The sequence below is a fragment of the Opitutus sp. genome (genome assembly GCA_024998815.1).
Classification (GTDB): Bacteria; Verrucomicrobiota; Verrucomicrobiia; order Opitutales; family Opitutaceae; genus Rariglobus.
The window spans coordinates 516,380-533,776 of the sequence record JACEUQ010000001.1 but is presented as its reverse complement, the minus strand read 5'-3'; the positions used below and the strand labels follow the sequence as shown (position 1 = coordinate 533,776).

The following is a 17,397-nucleotide window of genomic DNA, read 5'->3' as shown; positions in this document are numbered from 1 at the left end:
CCGTTTTCGACTTCGCTAGTGTTCGTTTTCATTTTTCGTAAACACCTTGTAAGCAGTAGCGAACAAAGGCGATTACGGAATTTAAGCGAAGTTAAGAAAAGCGCGCAAGCAAAGATTGTGATTCTAGGGGTCGCGGGTTCGAATCCCGTAGGCCGCCCCATTATTTTAAGCCCCCCTTTCTCAGTAAATGAGTCCGGGGGCTTTTTTATGTGCGGTTCGGGACGTTCAACGCGTGCGCCGATCTGCAAATGAAGCGGGCATTGCCACGGGGGCCGGGCAAGTTTTGCGTGCGGGGGTGGTTACACTTTTTCATCGGGATCTGGGCGGGGCGGGAAAACCGCCCATGGTGGTGCTTCACGGGCTGCTCGGCTCGTCACGCAATTGGCTGACGACTGGCGGCGACCTGGCGGCGCGCCATCACGTGCTCGCCCTTGATCTGCGCAACCACGGTAAATCGCCCCATGGCGCGCCCATGGATTACGCCACCCTAATGGCCGACGTGCTCGCATGGCTCGACGCCCAAGGTTTAGCCAAGGTCACCCTCATGGGGCACAGTATGGGCGGTAAAGTCGCGATGCTCCTCGCCTGCCGCCATCCGACACGGGTCGAGCGCCTGGTGGTCGTGGACATCGCGCCCAGAGATTACCTTTCGCACGCTCACCGTGCGGAGTTCGCCGCGATGAACGAACTGAGACTCGACACCGTCCAATCGCGCGGCGAGGCGGAGTTACGCTTCGAGGCACGGGTGAGCGACTGGGCGATGCGGAAGTTTCTCACCACCAACCTGGAGCGGACAGCAGAGGGGAATTGGCGTTGGGTGATCAACTTGCCGGTCATCACCGCGGCGCTGCCGGCCATCGAGGGTACGCCACTTCTGGATACGGATCAATTCACTGGCCCGGTGTTGTTCGTCACCGGGAAGAAGTCCCGCTATGTGGGTGAGGCCGACCGGGCTATTATCATGCGGCATTTCCCTGCGGCACGGATGACGGTCATTGCCGATTCGGGACATAATCCGCACATGGAGGCGCGCGTTGATTTCGTTGCGGCCATACTTGCGGAGTAAGCCACATTCGCCCGAATTTTAACCGGCCTGCGTCCTCATTCGTAGGCCGCAAGCCAAGCGTCAAAGCACTCGGCTGGCGACGCATCGCCCTTAACGGAGTGCTTGATGTTACGCCATGGCAGGTGGCCCAAAGTGCGCTCCCACTACCCCTCCGCCCCAGCGACAGGAGCTAATCCGTCACTTGAGCGCAGCACTATCGGCGCTCGCGTTCACATCCACTTCTCCGGCCAAAGCTTTTTCCACCCAACGCTTGATTCGCAGGAGTCCATCGCGGCGCTGCGGATCGGCAGGCTTCATCGTAATGAGCAGGTTGATCACGGTCGCCGCGTAATCGTGCGCATTGGCCGACATGATCGTCTTCAACTCGAAGGGATTGATCTCACCGCGGCGAATCATCTGCCGTGCCTCGATTTCCAGTTCCATGTTACTGCCTCCGGGAGCCCCGGGCCCATCGCTCTTGCTTTGCGGGCGACCTCCGCCGCCACCGCCGCCGCCCTCGGCTCCATCGCTTGAGCGCGCCTCTTCCTTGCCACGTGGTTCCTGTTCCATCTGCGACGGGTACTCCTTACCATCGCGGCCCGTGACCTTTTCGGTGCGAACAATTTTCCCCGACTTGGTGAGTTCCGAGCGGCGAGTGCGGACCAGTTCAGGCGAGACCTTGCAAATATCCGCGATCACCGTGTTGGCGCGATCGGTCCACTCTTCGAGCGCGATTTCCACTGCATTTCGTTTGTCCGCATTGTTGCGATAAACCCCGTTGGTCGCATTCGCACCCAGCGCGTGCTTGAGCGCGTCGCTACGACCGCCGGGCTGGACCTCCGCGAGGATCGAAGGCAACTGCGTGCGTTTAGCCGCCAGGTAGCGATGGAAACCGTCAGCCAACCAGTACGTCGCGCCATCAAAGTAGACCGAAATGGGCGGGAAAACTGCTCCATTAGCCATCTCCTCGGCATAGCTTTCGATGGCATCATCGTTTGTTTTCACCCGTGCCTGGGTACCACCGTAAACATCAATCAAATCAAGTGAGAGGGTTTGTGTCTGCATGAGCAAGAGGGCCATTTTTTAAAACGGTCCTTGGCATGCGCAAGGGATATAAAATCCCGCGCTCATTTTAGCCCGCGCAACCCGAATTGCGCTAGTCTAGTGCGAGGGAAATAGCGTAACAAAATAAGGTTTTAGCGTAACGAGAGCAGGGAAGCACTAACCCGCATCCGCGTATACTCACAGGTGCGCACGTTGATGCCCAGGAACTGCCCTGGGCTTACGCTCAAGGCCTCATGAGGGGCACCGGTTGTTGAAAAAGTTCAGTTTATCCCATGCCCATTGCGAGATTGGCCCTACTTTTGCCGCGTATTCACCCGTAAGTAATCAACCCTAGGGTTTTAGCCGTGCCCTTGGAGTCGGCCGTGTTAACCTCGGCGCCATGAAAACCAGGCGCGACATCGTCGAAAACTGGCTGCCCCGTTACACCGGTGTGCCGCTTGAGGAATTCGGAGACTACATTTTGCTGACCAACTTTCAGCAGTACGTGAAACTCTTCGCCCAGTTGCACCGCGTAAAAGTCTGCGGTCGCGACAAACCCATGAGCAGCGCCACCGCTGGACGGATTACCATTATCAACTTCGGCATGGGTAGCGCCACCGCCGCAACCGTGATGGATCTTCTCAGCGCCATCAAACCCAAGGCGGTGCTGTTTTTGGGCAAATGCGGCGGCATCAAGCATCGCGCCGAGGTCGGCGACCTGATCCTGCCCATCGCGGCGATCCGCGGCGAAGGCACCAGCAACGACTATTTCCCCCCCGAGGTGCCCGCCCTGCCCTCTTTCGCACTGCAAAAGGCCATTTCCACAACCATCCGCGACTATGCCCGCGATTACTGGACCGGCACCGTTTACACCACCAACCGCCGCGTCTGGGAACATGACGCCAACTTCCGCAAATACCTCAAAAAAATCCATGCCATGGCCATCGACATGGAAACAGCGACTATCTTCATGACCGGCTTTTTTAACCAGACCCCCACCGGCGCGCTCTTGCTCGTGAGCGACCAGCCGATGCTACCTGAGGGCATCAAAACCGCCGAGAGCGACGCTACCGTGAACCAAGTTTACGTGGCCGATCACCTGAAAATCGGCATCGATTCGCTTAAACAACTCATTAACCAGGGCCTCACGGTTAAACACCTGCGGTTTTGATGCGCCCCCCGTGGGCAAACACCTCGAGCTCACGCTCAAGGCCACACGCTTCGCTAGCAGCATTTTAAATTAATCTGTAGCCGCATAAAGTAGCGCAGACTTCCATTCTGCTTATGAGAAAAGCAGGCTAGAAGCCTGCGCTACGTCGAGCCGATTGAGGTTATAACATTATTTGAAATGCGCTAGCCGCTACACAGGTTGACAGCCGTGAACGCCTATTACGCCACGAGCCGCTTGGACATCAGCCCAAGCCATTCGCCACTGGACGATGATTTCTGCCAGCCCATTCGCAGATAAAGGGCTATAGCCGGTGCGTTATCGGTAGCGACGCTGAGCTGAATCTCCGAAAACCCCTGCTGAAGGGCGAACCCCTCACCCGCCGCAACCAGCTTCTGCCCCACTCCACGACCCCGGTACAGGGGGGCAACCGCCAAGTACTGGATACCATATGAATGGGTGGCCGGTTCGGATACACCTGCTCCCGCAGTCTGCTTCGTACGGGGCCAGGGTAGTCGCGCCACGAATAGTTTTAAGGCTAACCCCAGACGTCGACTAATCACCGCGTCTACCAGCAGCCAAGGACGAGAGCACAACCGCCAAACGAAAAACCAGGCATGCTTGCGCACAAATACGTATTCCGAAGCGTGCCTAATCCCAACAAAACAAAAGCCAGCCAAGCGATCTTGTTCAAACGCCCCCAAACCCGCCGAATTATAAGGTCCCGTCATCAACGTCTCGTACTGGCGACGCGAAGCCTCAGTCCCCAACCGGCTGGCGACAGTACGCGGGAAGGCCGCCTGATGCACGGCGGCGATCGCGGGTAAATCGTCACGGATGAGCGGGCGCAGGTTCATGATGCATTGGCAGTAGGCGCGAACAAATCGGTAGGCTCCGCCACAGTGAAACTACGAGGGCTGATCACCGAGGCCGGCACCTCAGCACCCGTGATCAACTGCCCGCAGTCCAACTTAACCAGACGATCCGCCAGGTGGAAGTAGCGGTCGTCATGCGAGATCACGAGGACCGCTTTCTGCCGCGCCCGTAGGTCTGGCAGTAACCGATTATAGAAAACCGACTTAAAGATCGGATCCTGATCGGAGGCCCACTCATCGAAGAGGTAAAAGGGGCGGTCCTCCAAGTAAGCGGTCAACAGGGCGAGTCGCTTGCGCTGCCCCTGCGAAAGCTCGGTGGTCGAAAGGGCCCCATTCACGATCTTCACCTTATGGTCGAGGTGCAACTCGCTGAGGTAGGCGCTTGCCCGTTCCTCCAGTCGGAATTTTTCCAGCCCGAGAAAAGAATCAAAGAGGTAGAAATCGGCGAACACCGCCGAGAACAACTGTCGGTAATGGTCACGGTTGTGCTCATCAATGAGTTTGCCGTTAAAGCGAATCTCGCCGTGGGCCGGAGGATAAAGCCCCGTGATGATCTTCGCCAAGGTGGACTTACCGCTGCCGTTTCCACCCACTAGAAAAACGATTTCTCCAGGGGAAAAGGCGAGATTCACCGGGCCCAAAGTAAAGGTACTATCCTCGTTTTCGCGGCGATAGGCATGACTGATACCGATCAGCTCCAGACAGTTCAAAATGGGCGGAGAAGAATGGGGCACCGACATACTCAAGTCGCTGGAGCGCTCCGTCAGAGTAAGACCGACTTTTTCTATTTTCTGTAAGGCGATTTGGGCGCGGCCAAATACCGGAAAAACAAACATAATCGCCGACAACGGCCCCATGAGATAAAGGGTGACCACCACATAACCGGTCATCGCATGCGTACTCACGCCCTCCAACCGGGGCATGAGAAAAAGGATCACCCCGATCAGCGCAAAGAACAGAAACTGACTCCAATTTTGCGCCAAAGCAAAACGGGTTTCGGCCGCAACATTATGCTGACGATATGCTTCGGTGGCCACTTTCACCCCGCTATGGAGAAACTCATGGCGCCGATGCCGGTGTAACTTGAGCTCCTTGATCCCCTCGGTGAGGGCGCGGAAGTGGCCAAAAAGTCGATCCTCGGCCTCACGCGCCGAGCGCAACATCGAAAAGCCACTGTGCACCAAGACGCGGTAACCCAACGCACCGAAAACGATCAGTACCGATACGATCAGTAGCATCTGAAGCGACAGCCAGCCGAGGTACACGGCCCCGCCGAGGAGCACGGCAAAATTAACCACAAAGGTGGGGATGATTCGCATCGCCTCGGTGATGGCCATCACGTCCTCGGTGAGCGCCACCATGAGGCGTGCAGGCCCGATTTCCTCCAATTGGCGCAGTGGCACCCCGAGGATTTTCTCGACCAGGTCGTGGCGCAGATTGGCGGTGCTCATTTGCGCGAAACGCGTGAGGGTGACCTGGGCAAGAAAGTGCGCCAATAACCTAACCACACCTAGCAGCGCAAAGCCCGTGATGAGCGCCGTGGTCGGTGCCACGGTGCCCGAGAGCACGGCATTGACGAGGGCGATCAAACCGGCGTTGCAGCCACCTGCAACCAGAGCGGTTAACGCGGCCAATAGCATGGTTCGCGGCGAGTAACGGAATAAAAAACGGATAAGTTTCATGATAAGGGATTGGCCTCGGCGTTGATTTGATCGAGGAGCGTTTTAAGCTCCTTGGCAGCCAACCGCACCTGAGGCTCCTCGAGTAAACTCTCGTGCAGACCGGGCAGCACTTTAACCGTGATGCCGCCCTTGGCATAATCAGCCCAACCGCAGAGCGGGTCGTAGTTGCAGTCAAAGGGATGGCCCAGGGTCCGCAGCAGCGTGACCTTGCCTTGGTAAACACTCGCTTGGTGCAGCCCATTCGCCCGCACATGGGCGGTCCACAGGCTGTGATCCTCGATCGGCACCGTGGACAAATCGACCTGGGTCTCCACGTCAAATCCGGTGGCCGAGGGGCCATGGCCGAATAATTTACCCACGCGACGGCGCATCATCTGGAACTTCCACCGCAAGAACCGCAGTTGCTTAACGTGCCCCCACTTCACAAAGCCGATAAACCAGTGCGTGAGATTGAGGAAGAAGCGGCACACGAACAGGGGCGTGATGGTCGTGCAATCGTAGCTGCAGTTAGGCGGCGAAGTGTTGAAAAGAACCAACAGGTCCACGCGCTGGCCCTGATCCATCAACATCCGCGACATTTCGTAGGCGATATTACCGCCGAAACAGTAGCCCCCCAGCAAGTACGGCCCCTCCGGCTGGAAGGCGCGCAGGTCGCGCACGTACTGCGCGGCCATTTCATTGATGGTCAGGGGAGAGACCGGGCTGGCCCGGAACGCGTAGATCGGCTGGTTGGGCCCCAGATGCCGGGCTAAATTGGCGTAGCCCCACATCATACCCCCGCCCACCCCGTGGACGAGAAATAGCCGGCGCCGTTCTCCTAGCGGCTGAATTTCCACCCACGGCGACCCCGTCCTCTGCTGACGCAGTTGGCGGGCGGCCTCAATGTACACAGCCATACGCTCCACCGTGGCGTTGCGCAGGATAGCCTCAATCGGCAGCCGCACCCCGGTGCGTTTTTCAACCTCGGTGAACATCACCGCGCCCATCAAGGAGTCGCCCCCGATCTGGAAAAAATCCTCGTGCACCCCGATTGACTTCAGTTTGAGCAGTTCGCCCCAAATCTGGCAGAGCAACGCCTCGGTCGCGTCGCGCGGGCCCACCACTTCACCCACGCCGGGCCTCAGGTGTTCGGGGGGCGGCAGAGCGGCGTGATCGATCTTGCCGGCCGGAGTCAGCGCAAAACGGTCCATCACCATAAAAGCCCCCGGAACCATGTGGTCGGGCAGGCGTTCCTTTAGGTGCGCCCGCAACCGTGAACCGAGCTGTGGGCGTGTCGCAACCTGGGATTCGCGCCGCGACTGCCCCGCTTTGGCGTGTGGGACCACATACGCGACCAGTCCGCGTTTCCCCGTTTTATCATCATGGGTGACGACCAGGGCTTCGCTGATTTCGTTGTGCGTGCGCAGGGCCGTCTCGACCTCGCCCAACTCCACCCGAAACCCGCGAATCTTCACCTGTCGGTCATCGCGCCCGATAAACTCCAGATTGCCGTCGGGACGGAAGCGGCCGCGGTCACCCGTGCGATAGAGCCGCGACGACCGGTCGCCCGAAAAAGGCGAAGGAATGAACCGCTGCTCATTGATGTCAGGGTTGTTGAGATAACCGCGCACCACACCGTGTCCGCCGATGAACAACTCGCCGGTCTCCCCGGCCGGAACGGGGCGCAGCTGTGAATCCAGGACATAGACTTGCGTGCCGTTAATCGGGCGCCCGATGGTCGCGGGGGCCTCCGGCGTGCGCAGCGCGTAGGTCGCGCACGTCGTGGTCTCGGTCGGCCCGTATAAATCATACACGCGCTTCAGGTGGGGCAGCGCATAGAGGTCCTGCACCAATGCGGCGGACAGGTGTTCGCCGCCCATGTTGATGGTCTCCACCGAGGAAGGAATCCCGCCCATGCGCAACAGCTCACGCACCACCGAGGGCACCGAGAACAACAAGCGCACCTCCTCGGCCGCGTCCAACTGAGGTAGCGCAAGAGTGTTAGCGGCGAGAATCACTTTTCCGCCCAAGCATAGCGGCATAAAAATATCCAAGATCGAGGGGTCAAAGGAGATCGAGATTCCCGCCAGAACCCCGTCGAGTTCCTGCGCGCTGTAAACTTGGCTGGCCCACGCCACCAGCGCGACCGAGTTGCGATGCTCCACCGCCACGCCCTTGGGTTTCCCGGTCGAGCCCGACGTATAGATAACGTAGGCCAAATTGGCCGCCCCCACCCCAGGATCGGGATTTAAATCATCGACCGCCCCAGCAGCATCGGTCGAATCAACGCAGTAAACCTGCGGCGCAAGCTTGGCACCTGCCCGGATCGACTCCAACCGATCCAGCAACGAGGTTTGCGCCAAAATCACGCCGGCCTGGGTGTCGGCCAGCATAAAAGCTAGCCGTTCGGGAGGGTACACCGGATCGAGGGGCACATAAGCGCCGCCGGCTTTGAGCACACCGAGCATCGCCACGATCATGTGCACGGACCGGTCCATAAAAACCCCCACGAGGGTTTCATGGCCCACGCCGGCCGCGATTAAACGCTGTGCCACGTGGTTGGCCCTGCGGTTGAGCTCCTGATAGGTGATACGCTCCTTATCAAACACCACGGCCACCTCCTTGGGCTTCAACTCGACCTGGGCCTCGAACCACTGGTGCAGGCACTCCGGTCGCCGTGTCTCAGCTCCGCCCGTCGCTTCGCCTCCACCCAGCCCGTTCGGCGCAACGAGTTTACCGGACATAGTCTTATCAAAAGAGACCGGTAGTGCTCGCCGATCAGGGGATTGCTGGGCCTTGCGTGCGGTGGGGGTGATCATAATTGAATCACCACTGTACAATCCGGCCGACGTCGTGAGCAGTGGGTGTTAACCTGAAAGCGTCTCGCTGCGGCCAACTCCGGCGCGGATACCGGTAGGCTCGGACCCGTAGGCACCCACCCTATTTCGATTTGGGCACCACCGGCGTTTAATCAGGAATGAGATTCGCCCCTGCCAGCGCCGCGGCCGCCTCCCCGTTTTCGCCGGTACCCACTCAGAGCCAGCGCTGGCCGGTCGGGTTGCTCGGAGTGCCCTTTGAAAACATCACCCAGGCCGAGGCGGTGGCACGAGTGGATGCGATGATTGCCAGTCGTCGCCCCCATTATGTGGTGACCGCCAACGTGGATTTCCTCGTGCAGGCGCGACACGATGTGGAGCTGCGCCGCATCCTGCTGGCGGCGGATCTGGTCCTGTGCGACGGCGCGCCCTTGGTCTGGGCCTCACGCTGGCTGGGAAACCCGCTGCCGGAGCGGGTGGCCGGCGCGGATGTGACCCCGTTGCTCATCGAGGCAGCCGCGCGCAACGGGCACCGCCTGTTCCTTTTGGGCGCCCGGGACGGGGTCGCCGCGGAGGCTGCCGCGCGCCTTCGCCAACAACACCCGCAACTGGTGATCACCGGCCACTACTCGCCACCTTTCGGCTCCCTCTTGACGATGGATTTCGCCGAAATTTCCCGACGGGTGCGGGCGGCCACCCCCGATCTCGTGCTCGTTTCCTTCGGCTGCCCCAAGCAGGAAAAATGGATCGCAAAACATTACCAGCAGCTGGGCATTCCCGTCATGATCGGGGTCGGCGCCACGCTTGATTTTATCGCTGGTCGGATCAAACGCGCACCGGCCGTGATGCAGCGCACCGGCACCGAATGCTTTTATCGGCTGGCCCAAGAACCGCGTCGCCTGTTCGGTCGCTACGCAGGTGACTTCATTCATTTTGTCCCCGCTATCACCCGCCAATGCCTTAGCCTGCACAGCCGACGGGGCCCCGCGACCCCGCCCGATCTGATCAACGCAAGCCCGTCTCCATCCAGGCGAGAGTTGCAAATAACAGGGGATTTAAACGCCAGCGGCTTGAACCAGCAGTCGGCGATTTTTGCGGAAGCTATGGCTGCGACCAGCGATTGCCATCTCGACCTCTCACAGGTGCGTTTTCTCGACAGCACGGGCGCGGCCATGCTCGTGCAGTGGCACCGCCGGTTGCACGAACAGGGCAAAAAACTCGTTATCCTTAATCCCAGCGCCGAGGTGCAAAGCACCCTCCAATTGCTGCAGTTAACCGGGTACCTCAACCTGCCCGACCAGGCACCCCAAGGTGCGCGCTACCTCGCAGCCGAAAGTGGCACCGAGACAGTCGTCCCCGCCTATCCCGGCGGCCACACCCTCGCCTGGCAGGGCGAAATCACCGCCGCCAACGCCGAAGCCGTTTGGGCGCAAACCCGTGAGCTTCTGAGCGCGGTCAGCCCCCCGCCGCGCAACACCCATCTGATCAATATCGCACGGCTCCAGTTCATCGACACTTCCGGTGCCGAGCTCATGGCGCGCCTGCGCCTGTGGGCCCGCAGCCAGAGCCAGGAACTGCGTTTCCTCGGCGCGCGTCCCGACGTCCGCAACGTCTTGGAGATGTCGGGCCTGAGCAAAGTAGTGGAGGGCGCCCGGCGCTGACTTGCGCCTGGGCCGATTCCCCCCACCGACAACCGTCCGTCGAGGAAACCGGTGGATCCCCCCCCCCGTTCCCCGCTCAAGAAAACCTGCCCGCATAAAGAAACCTCCGCCAACCCCTCCCCGAACATGCAAGAGCCCAACCCCATTCACATTCTGCTACTGGAGGACGACCCCGCCCACGCCGAACTGGCCCGCCGCGCCCTGATCGACGCCGGTATCATTTTTGTGATCACGCGGGTCGAAACCCGTGCGGGGTTCGAAGGGCAACTCAACGACACCGCGCCGGACATCATCCTTTCGGACTACCGCCTACCCACCTTCGACGGTTTAGAAGCCCTGCGAATCGTGCAAGGCGCGGCGTTCAACATCCCCTTTATTTTCGTTACCGGAACCATGGGTGAAGAGGTAGCCATTGAGACGCTTAAAATCGGTGCCACCGACTACGTGCTCAAAACCCACCTGGCGCGCCTCGGCCCCTCGGTGCGACGGGCGCTCAGTGAAGCCCTGGAGCGCCGCGAGCGGCACGAGGCGGAAGTCAAACTCCTCCAATCCAACGAACAACTGCGCGCCCTCACCGCGCACCTCCAGCAGGTGCGCGAGCAGGAGTGCATCCGGATCGCCCGCCAGGTCCACGATGAGCTCGGCCAGGCCCTCACCGGCCTCAAACTGGACCTGTCGTGGCTGGTCAGCGAAGTGATCAGCACCAATGAGGAGCTCGGGAAAAAGGTGCAGGCCCTGGCCGATGGCATCGACGCCACCATCCAAATCGTGCGCCAAATCAGCACAGACCTACGCCCAGGCGTGCTCGACAACCTCGGCCTGATCGCGGCCATCGAGTGGCAAGCCAACGATTTTCAACTGCGCACGGGGGTTCGCTGCACCACCACAATCATGGTCGACGAGACGATGTGGGGGCAGGAATTCTCCACGACGTTTTTCCGCATTTTTCAGGAAACCCTCACCAACATTATCCGCCACGCCGCCGCAACCCAGGTCGAGGTGGTCATAGCCGTGGATGCCGGGCGGCTCGTGCTGATCGTGCGCGACAATGGGAGCGGCATCACCGAGGCGGCTATCGCGAGCGTCAAATCCATTGGTCTGGTCGGCATTCGTGAACGCGCAGCGTTATTGGGCGGGGCGGCGGTTTTTTCCGGCGGCCCGGGGCTGGGCACGATCGTCACCGTCAGCATCCCGCTCACCTCCGCCGACCGTCAATGGGGTCAAACACCATGAGAATCCTCATCGCCGACGATCACGCCGTGGTCAGGCAGGGGCTTAAACAAATCCTTGCCGCCGAGTTCAAGCAGGCCGTTTTCGGCGAGGCGAGCACCGGGCAACAGGCCCTGGAGCTGGCTTGGCGGGAAAACTGGGACGTGCTGGTGCTCGACATCACCATGCCTGGGCAAAACGGATTGGACGTACTCAAGGCGATCAAGAAGTCGCGCCCGCGACTGCCGGTGTTGATGCTGAGCATGCATCCCGAGGATCAGTTTGCGGTGCGCATGCTCAAGATCGGCGCCGCCGGCTACATGACCAAGGAAAGCGCGCCGGCGGAGCTGGTCGGGGCGGTAAAAAAAGTAATTTCAGGCGGGCGTTACGTGAGCCCGGCCCTCGCCGAAAAAATGGCCGCCTACCTCGCCATCGACGTGCAAACCGCCCCCCACGAACGGCTCTCCGACCGCGAGTTCGTGGTGTTGCGCCTCATCGCCTCGGGCAAAACCGTCAGCGCGATTGCCCAAGAGCTTTCACTGAGCGTCAAGACGGTCAGCACCTACCGCACCCGCATACTTGAGAAGACGGGGATGCAAAACAGTGCGGAACTCACCCACTACGCCATTCAAAACCAGCTGGTTAAGTGAACAGGGGGCGATAGTTTCAATGGGGCGGTGGGTAACCAGAGGCGGCAGTCCAGACGGTATCACAGAGCCGAGCCGGAGCCCAGACACGCTCAAGTCCACACGCTTCGCGAACACACTCCTTGTGGCCTTGAGCGTGAGCTCAAGGTCTGAAGTTTAGCCCCTGACTAGCCGAACGCAGATCAGCCGAATCCTTGAGCTCACGCTCAAGTCCACACGCTTCGCGAACACACTCCTTGTGGCCTTGAGCGTGAGCTCAAGGTCTGAAGTTTAGCCCCTGACTAGCCGAACGCAGATCAGCCGAATCCTTGAGCTCACGCTCAAGTCCACACGCTTCGCGAACACACTCCCTGTGGCCTTGAGCATGAGCTCAAGGTCTGAAGTTTAGCCCCTGACTAGCCGAACGCAGATCAGCCGAATCCTTGAGCTCACGCTCAAGTCCACACGCTTCGCGAACACACTCCTTGTGGCCTTGAGCGTGAGCTCAAGGTGTTTGCCCAACGGCATCCGCCCAGTGAGGCGACCCCACGGCGAATTCTGGGCTCAATTGGGGCGCACACCCCACACACGTTCGGTGCCCTTGCGGGTATACTCACCAAGGGGAAATCCCCCTTCCAAAAACCACCATGTCCACCGCCGTCTCCTCCCGCTCGGAAATCCGTTACCGCCGCCTCTTTGAAACGGCCTATGACGGCATCGTCATCATCGACCCGGAGACACGCAAAATCATCGATGTTAACCCCTACCTGCTCGCCCTGCTCGGCTACAGTTACGCGGAATTCGTCGGCAAGGAGCTCTTTGAACTTGGGCTGCCTGCCCATGCCAACGCCAGCAAGGCGGCATTCCAGGAGCTGCAGGCCATCGGCTATGTGCGTTATGAGGACCTGCCGCTGCGCGCCAAGGACGGGCGACGCGTCGAGGTGGAATTCGTGTGCAACCTTTACATGGAGGGCGACCACCCGGTCATCCAGTGCAACATCCGAGACATCTCCGCGCGCAAGAAAACCGAGGCAGCCATGCGCGACCTGCAGGAGCAACTCACCCGCTACACCGTGGAACTGGAAAACACCGTCCAGTTCCGCACTTCGGAGCTGCGCCTGAGCATCGCGCAACTGGAGAGCTTCGCCCACTCGATCTCGCACGATTTACGCGCCCCGCTGCGCACCCTGCAGGGCTTTTCCCAGCTCCTACTCGAGGAGCACTGTGATCAGCTCAACCACCAGGGCCAGGACTACGCCCGCTTCATCCAAGCGGCGGCGCGAACCATGGACCACCTGCTCTGCGACCTGCTGGCGTTTAGCCGCATCAACCAGGAGAAAATCGAGCTGTCCACCGTGCCCCTGGAAGCAGTGGTGCGCGACGCCCTCGCGGTCTGCGAAACCCCGATCAACCAAAGCCGCGCGCGCATTGAAATCAGCACCCCGTTTTTCGATGTGCTCGCCCACCCCGCCACCCTGCAGCGGGTGTTGGCCAACTTGATCAGCAACGCGGTAAAGTTCGTAAAGGTCCACCCGCCGATAGTGCGCATCCGCGCCGAAGATCGCCCGGGAGGATTTGTTCGCATCTGGGTGGAAGACAATGGAATCGGAATCCCTGCGGAGTTTCAGGAGCGGATTTTCAACGTCTTCAAACGGCTTCACACCACCGCGTACAGCGGTACCGGAATCGGGCTGGCCGTGGTCAAAAAAGGGGTTGAACGCATGGGCGGGCGTGTCGGCTTGATTTCCACCCCCACCCAAGGGAGCCGTTTCTGGGTAGAACTCTGCCGGGCCCAACCCGGAAACGGCGTCAACCAACCCTTGGCCAGCCTCCCATGAACAGCCCCGAACCGGTGGTGCTCATTGCCGACGACTGCGAAACCGACGTGATGCTGATGCGTTCGGTTTTTCGGGGCGCGGGCTTTACCCAACCGCTCCAATTTGCGCACGACGGAGAGGAGGCCATGGCCTACCTGCGCGGTGACGGGGCCTACCGCAACCGTGACCAGTTTCCCCTGCCCTGCGTCCTTCTGCTCGACCTGAACAGGCTCCGCAAAAACGGCTTCGACGTACTTGCCTGGCAGCAGGGCCAACCCGAGCTCAAACGCCTGCCCGTCTATATCCTCAGTGCGTCCAGTCGGCCTGAAGACATCGAACGCGCCTACGATTTGGGCGCCCATGCCTACCTGGTAAAACCCTGCAGCCTCGATTCACTTGCCCTGGTCGCGAAACAGCTCTTTGCGTGGATCAAAATCAACCACTACGCAGCGTAGGCAGGTGTGGGATTAGCAAAATTGGCCGAGGACGGCCAATGAAGCGACGGGCTAAATAGGCCACAAGTGGCCCGACGTAGCGCAGACTTCCAGTCTGCATTCTCAGTCGAAGCAGACTGGAAGTCTGCGCTACTTTAAGCGGCATAGGCTGAATTTGGACTCAAATGAGCGACTCAGGCCGCAGCTTCTGCTGTCCGGCTTGGTGCCGCTCTGTGTGCCTGAGCTCCAGCTCAGCGTTCTGCGACCACTACCGTTGCCGCCCCCTTAGCCCCCCCCGATTATCCACCCACTTAGGTGTGAGCGGCGGCGCGAACACCGTCTATTTCTGGCGGTTACAAAATCACCTGTCGTAAAAGCCGATGACCGGCCCCGCCAGGGGCCGATCATCAGGCCCGGTCAGCTTGCAGGTTCGTCGGCCAGGCGGTCTTTCATGCGGTAGGATTTGCCCTCGATGACGACGGTCTGGGCCCGGTGCAGTAGGCGGTCCAGGATCGCCGCGGTGATGCCAGCGTCGTTGTTAAAGATCCCTGCCCAGTGTTTGTAGGCCTTGTTGGTGGTGACGATCAGCGAGCCGCGTTCGTAGCGTTGGCTGACGATCTGGAAGAGCAGGTCGGCCCCCGACTTGTCGAGCGGCAGGTAGCCGACCTCATCGAGCACGAGCACCGCAGGGGTCATGTAACGCTTCAACTCGGCTTGCAACCGGTGCAGGGACTGGGCGGTGACCAGGGCGTTGATCGCGTCCACCGCCGTCGTAAACAGCACCGTGTAGCCCGCCTGGCACGCCGCGTAGCCCAACGCGCTCGCGAGATGTGTCTTCCCAAGCCCCACACCACCGCAAAACACCGCGTTGGTGCGCTCCTTGACAAAGCCCAGTTCGAAGAGGTGCCGCACCTGCGCTTCGTTCAACTCCTTGGGCCAGTCCCACTGGAACTGGTCGACGGTTTTCTTGACCGGGAAGCGCGCTGCCTGGATGCGCCGCTCCAGCGCCCGGATCTGGCGGTCCTGGGTCTCGGCCTGCACCAGTCGGCGTAAAAATTCGGCGTGCGAACAGCGCGCCTTGGCCGCCTCGGCCGTGAGTTCGCCGTGGTGGCGCAGCAGGTAACCGAGTTTCAGGTACTTGAGTTGATCTTTTAATAAATCGGTTTTTTCGGGTTCTGTTTTCATTGGGTATAGGGGCTTAAATCCGGGGGACGCAGTTCGAGTTCCAGTGCGGCCAACGCGTCGGCGCGGGTGAGGTGGATCGGCCCGGCTTGCGGCAAGGCCCGCGCGCGTTGTTCGAGCAAGTTGAGGATGTAATCGCTGGAGTAGGCGCCGAGTTCATGGGCGCTTTCGATCGCCCGGCCGACTGCCTCCGTTCCATACAGGGCCACCAAACCCACGATAGTCGCCAGGTGGTGTCCCGCGTTGAGCCGGCGCTCCTCCAGCCCCCGTTGGTAGGCGGGTGCCGCCGGGCTCAGTTCCAAAAACCGTAGCCGCAGGCGCTGCCGCGCCCCCTGCCGTTTGCGCTCCTCGAGTTCGCGCACATGCTCGGGGTTTTCCACATCGGCGCGGCGGGCAAAACTGCGGGCATGCTCGGCCACCAGGGTGCGGTCCGCATAAAACCTCACCTGCGCCCCCTCGATCTGCGCGGTGAGTAGCGCCCCGGCAAACTTCGTGGGCACCGAGTAGCGGTTCGTTTCGATACTCACCCGGCACCGCCGCGACGCCCGCACGCTTAAGGTGCGCACCGCCGGACTGGCCACCGGGTTAAGCGGCAGGAGCGCAGCGCGCTCCTCGGGCAGCCGGTCCACCGGCCGGCCCTGGGTTTCAGCGTGAACGCGCACGTTGGCCACCGTTTCCAGCCACAAGCTGGCGGCCGGCCCCAGCTCGGTAAACCCGTTCATCTGCCGCCCGCCAAGGAAGCTTTTTTTCACGTAACCCACCGCGTTTTCCACCATGCCCTTGGACTGCGGATGCCCCGGCCCGCACGCTTTTATCGTAAACCCGTAGTGCCGGGCAAAGTCCAGGTACTGGGCGTTGTACACCGGGTCGGTCCCGGGCACATGCGAGAGGACGGCCGTCTTGCAGTTGTCCACCATCACCTCGCGCGGCACCCCGCCGAGTTTTTCAAAGGCGCGCCGGTGACAGCCCAGCCACCACTCCTGGCCCTGCCCGAGGGTAAATTCCACATGCAGGAACCGGCTGTACCCCAAAACCATGACGAAAAAACTTAAAGCCCGCCGGGTGCCGTCCACCTCCACCGCGCCAAAACTGCCCCAGTCCACCTGCGCGGTCTGGCCGGGGGCAAACTTGAGGGTAAGAAACGCCTCCAGGTTCCTCGGCCGCACCCGCCGCACGTAGTCTTTCAAAATTGAATACCCGCCCGTGTACCCCCGCTCGCGCACCTTTTGCCAGAGCTGCATGGCGGTGAACGGATGGGCCTCCAGCCAGCGCGCGATCGCCGGCTTGTGCACGTCGAGCTTGCTTGGCCTAGGCACCTGCGCGGCCTGGCTGCGCACGTACTTTTCCTGCGCCTGCCAGCGCCTCACCGTCTGCACGTGCAACTGGAGCGAGCGGGCGATTTGCGGCGCACTGTGACCGGCCGCCTCCGCCTGTTTTATCCGGCAATACAGTTCGTAATCGATCACGCGCCCACCTCCCGGCTCGGCGGCGGCGTTGCCGCCAGCGTGTGCGTTGGCCTGCCCCGGTCCAAGGAGAGCACCTGGTAAAGTGGCGCGGCGTAGGCGATCACCCCGGCCTCGATTAACTGCCGGCGCGCCTCGACCAGGCCGTCCTCGCTGAGCGTGAGCAGCCGGGCCAGGGTGCGCGTGGCGTAGTAACTCAGCCCGTCGGCGTCGCCCACGGTGACCAGGACCAGATAGAGGCCCCAGGCGGGGGCACTGGCCCGCCCCAGGTAATTGCCCCGCACCAGCCGGTGGTCCAGCCAGCTAAACTGGGCCGGCGTGCGCCGGAGTTGTTCGCGATCGATCGGTTGTTTTTGCATAATCGGGCGGCTGGACGTCGATGCCCAGGATCACCCG

The 17,397-nt window shown here is 60.8% G+C and carries 14 protein-coding genes; 7 read left to right on the top strand and 7 right to left on the bottom strand.

Features of this window, described 5'->3' with window-relative positions; genetic code table 11:
* Positions 1–295 precede the first annotated feature (295 nt).
* Positions 296–1,066 (top strand): alpha/beta fold hydrolase, encoded by a 771-nt coding sequence (locus H2170_02230; protein ID MCS6298910.1) that lies wholly within the window; start codon positions 296–298, stop codon positions 1,064–1,066.
* A gap of 177 nt (positions 1,067–1,243) precedes the next feature.
* On the opposite strand, the gene H2170_02225 is transcribed toward H2170_02230, so the two are convergent.
* Complete coding sequence (locus tag H2170_02225) at positions 1,244–2,110, bottom strand: ParB N-terminal domain-containing protein (protein ID MCS6298909.1); 867 nt, start codon at positions 2,108–2,110, stop codon at positions 1,244–1,246.
* A gap of 379 nt (positions 2,111–2,489) precedes the next feature.
* On the opposite strand from H2170_02225, the gene H2170_02220 reads away from it, so the two are divergent.
* Entirely contained in the window at positions 2,490–3,260 is a 771-nt protein-coding gene (locus H2170_02220; GenBank protein ID MCS6298908.1) for an AMP nucleosidase, read from the top strand.
* 218 nt (positions 3,261–3,478) lie between these two features.
* On the opposite strand, the gene H2170_02215 is transcribed toward H2170_02220, so the two are convergent.
* Genes H2170_02215 through H2170_02205 form a run of 3 tightly spaced genes read right to left on the bottom strand, consistent with a single transcriptional unit; the run spans position 3,479 to position 8,537 of the window.
* Positions 3,479–4,114, bottom strand: coding sequence for a GNAT family N-acetyltransferase (locus H2170_02215; protein MCS6298907.1), 636 nt, complete (start codon positions 4,112–4,114; stop codon positions 3,479–3,481).
* Positions 4,111–5,814, bottom strand: a complete 1,704-nt coding sequence (locus H2170_02210) for a cyclic peptide export ABC transporter (protein MCS6298906.1) — start codon at positions 5,812–5,814, stop codon at positions 4,111–4,113. The genes H2170_02215 and H2170_02210 overlap by 4 nt, the downstream gene beginning before the upstream one ends.
* A complete protein-coding gene (locus H2170_02205; protein MCS6298905.1) occupies positions 5,811–8,537 on the bottom strand; it encodes an amino acid adenylation domain-containing protein in 2,727 nt (908 codons plus the stop codon). The genes H2170_02210 and H2170_02205 overlap by 4 nt, the downstream gene beginning before the upstream one ends.
* A gap of 233 nt (positions 8,538–8,770) precedes the next feature.
* Between H2170_02205 and H2170_02200 the strand changes: the two genes are divergently transcribed.
* The 5 genes from H2170_02200 to H2170_02180 all read left to right on the top strand — a co-directional run bounded on the left by H2170_02200 (position 8,771) and on the right by H2170_02180 (position 14,377).
* A complete protein-coding gene (locus H2170_02200; GenBank protein MCS6298904.1) occupies positions 8,771–10,270 on the top strand; it encodes a WecB/TagA/CpsF family glycosyltransferase in 1,500 nt (499 codons plus the stop codon).
* Positions 10,271–10,396: 126 nt separating this feature from the next.
* A complete protein-coding gene (locus H2170_02195; protein ID MCS6298903.1) occupies positions 10,397–11,503 on the top strand; it encodes a response regulator in 1,107 nt (368 codons plus the stop codon).
* A complete protein-coding gene (locus H2170_02190; protein ID MCS6298902.1) occupies positions 11,485–12,129 on the top strand; it encodes a response regulator transcription factor in 645 nt (214 codons plus the stop codon). The genes H2170_02195 and H2170_02190 overlap by 19 nt, the downstream gene beginning before the upstream one ends.
* A gap of 623 nt (positions 12,130–12,752) precedes the next feature.
* Positions 12,753–13,943, top strand: a complete 1,191-nt coding sequence (locus H2170_02185; protein MCS6298901.1) for a PAS domain S-box protein — start codon at positions 12,753–12,755, stop codon at positions 13,941–13,943.
* A complete protein-coding gene (locus H2170_02180; GenBank protein MCS6298900.1) occupies positions 13,940–14,377 on the top strand; it encodes a response regulator in 438 nt (145 codons plus the stop codon). The genes H2170_02185 and H2170_02180 overlap by 4 nt, the downstream gene beginning before the upstream one ends.
* Before the next feature lie 396 nt (positions 14,378–14,773).
* Here the strand turns inward: H2170_02180 and H2170_02175 are convergent, their stop codons facing one another.
* From H2170_02175 to H2170_02165, 3 genes are read right to left on the bottom strand one after another with little or no spacing between them, the layout of a single operon-like run.
* On the bottom strand, positions 14,774–15,541 hold the full coding sequence (locus tag H2170_02175; GenBank protein MCS6298899.1) for an ATP-binding protein: 768 nt from the start codon (positions 15,539–15,541) through the stop codon (positions 14,774–14,776).
* The gene (locus H2170_02170; protein MCS6298898.1) at positions 15,538–17,004 is read right to left on the bottom strand and encodes an IS21 family transposase; all 1,467 of its coding nucleotides are present in this window, start codon (positions 17,002–17,004) and stop codon (positions 15,538–15,540) included. The genes H2170_02175 and H2170_02170 overlap by 4 nt, the downstream gene beginning before the upstream one ends.
* Positions 17,001–17,360, bottom strand: coding sequence for a hypothetical protein (locus tag H2170_02165; GenBank protein MCS6298897.1), 360 nt, complete (start codon positions 17,358–17,360; stop codon positions 17,001–17,003). The genes H2170_02170 and H2170_02165 overlap by 4 nt, the downstream gene beginning before the upstream one ends.
* Positions 17,361–17,397 lie beyond the last annotated feature (37 nt).

Excerpts from the sequence above, each read along its gene's own strand:
- H2170_02175 (MCS6298899.1), bottom strand. The coding sequence starts at position 15,541 with ATGAAAACAGAACCCGAAAAAACCGATTTATTAAAAGATCAACTCAAG.
- H2170_02200 (MCS6298904.1), top strand. The coding sequence starts at position 8,771 with ATGAGATTCGCCCCTGCCAGCGCCGCGGCCGCCTCCCCGTTTTCGCCG.
- H2170_02180 (MCS6298900.1), top strand. The coding sequence starts at position 13,940 with ATGAACAGCCCCGAACCGGTGGTGCTCATTGCCGACGACTGCGAAACC.
- H2170_02225 (MCS6298909.1), bottom strand. The coding sequence starts at position 2,110 with ATGCAGACACAAACCCTCTCACTTGATTTGATTGATGTTTACGGTGGT.
- H2170_02190 (MCS6298902.1), top strand. The coding sequence starts at position 11,485 with ATGGGGTCAAACACCATGAGAATCCTCATCGCCGACGATCACGCCGTG.
- H2170_02215 (MCS6298907.1), bottom strand. The coding sequence starts at position 4,114 with ATGAACCTGCGCCCGCTCATCCGTGACGATTTACCCGCGATCGCCGCC.
- H2170_02205 (MCS6298905.1), bottom strand. The coding sequence starts at position 8,537 with ATGTCCGGTAAACTCGTTGCGCCGAACGGGCTGGGTGGAGGCGAAGCG.
- H2170_02185 (MCS6298901.1), top strand. The coding sequence starts at position 12,753 with ATGTCCACCGCCGTCTCCTCCCGCTCGGAAATCCGTTACCGCCGCCTC.
- H2170_02220 (MCS6298908.1), top strand. The coding sequence starts at position 2,490 with ATGAAAACCAGGCGCGACATCGTCGAAAACTGGCTGCCCCGTTACACC.
- H2170_02210 (MCS6298906.1), bottom strand. The coding sequence starts at position 5,814 with ATGAAACTTATCCGTTTTTTATTCCGTTACTCGCCGCGAACCATGCTA.
- H2170_02165 (MCS6298897.1), bottom strand. The coding sequence starts at position 17,360 with ATGCAAAAACAACCGATCGATCGCGAACAACTCCGGCGCACGCCGGCC.
- H2170_02195 (MCS6298903.1), top strand. The coding sequence starts at position 10,397 with ATGCAAGAGCCCAACCCCATTCACATTCTGCTACTGGAGGACGACCCC.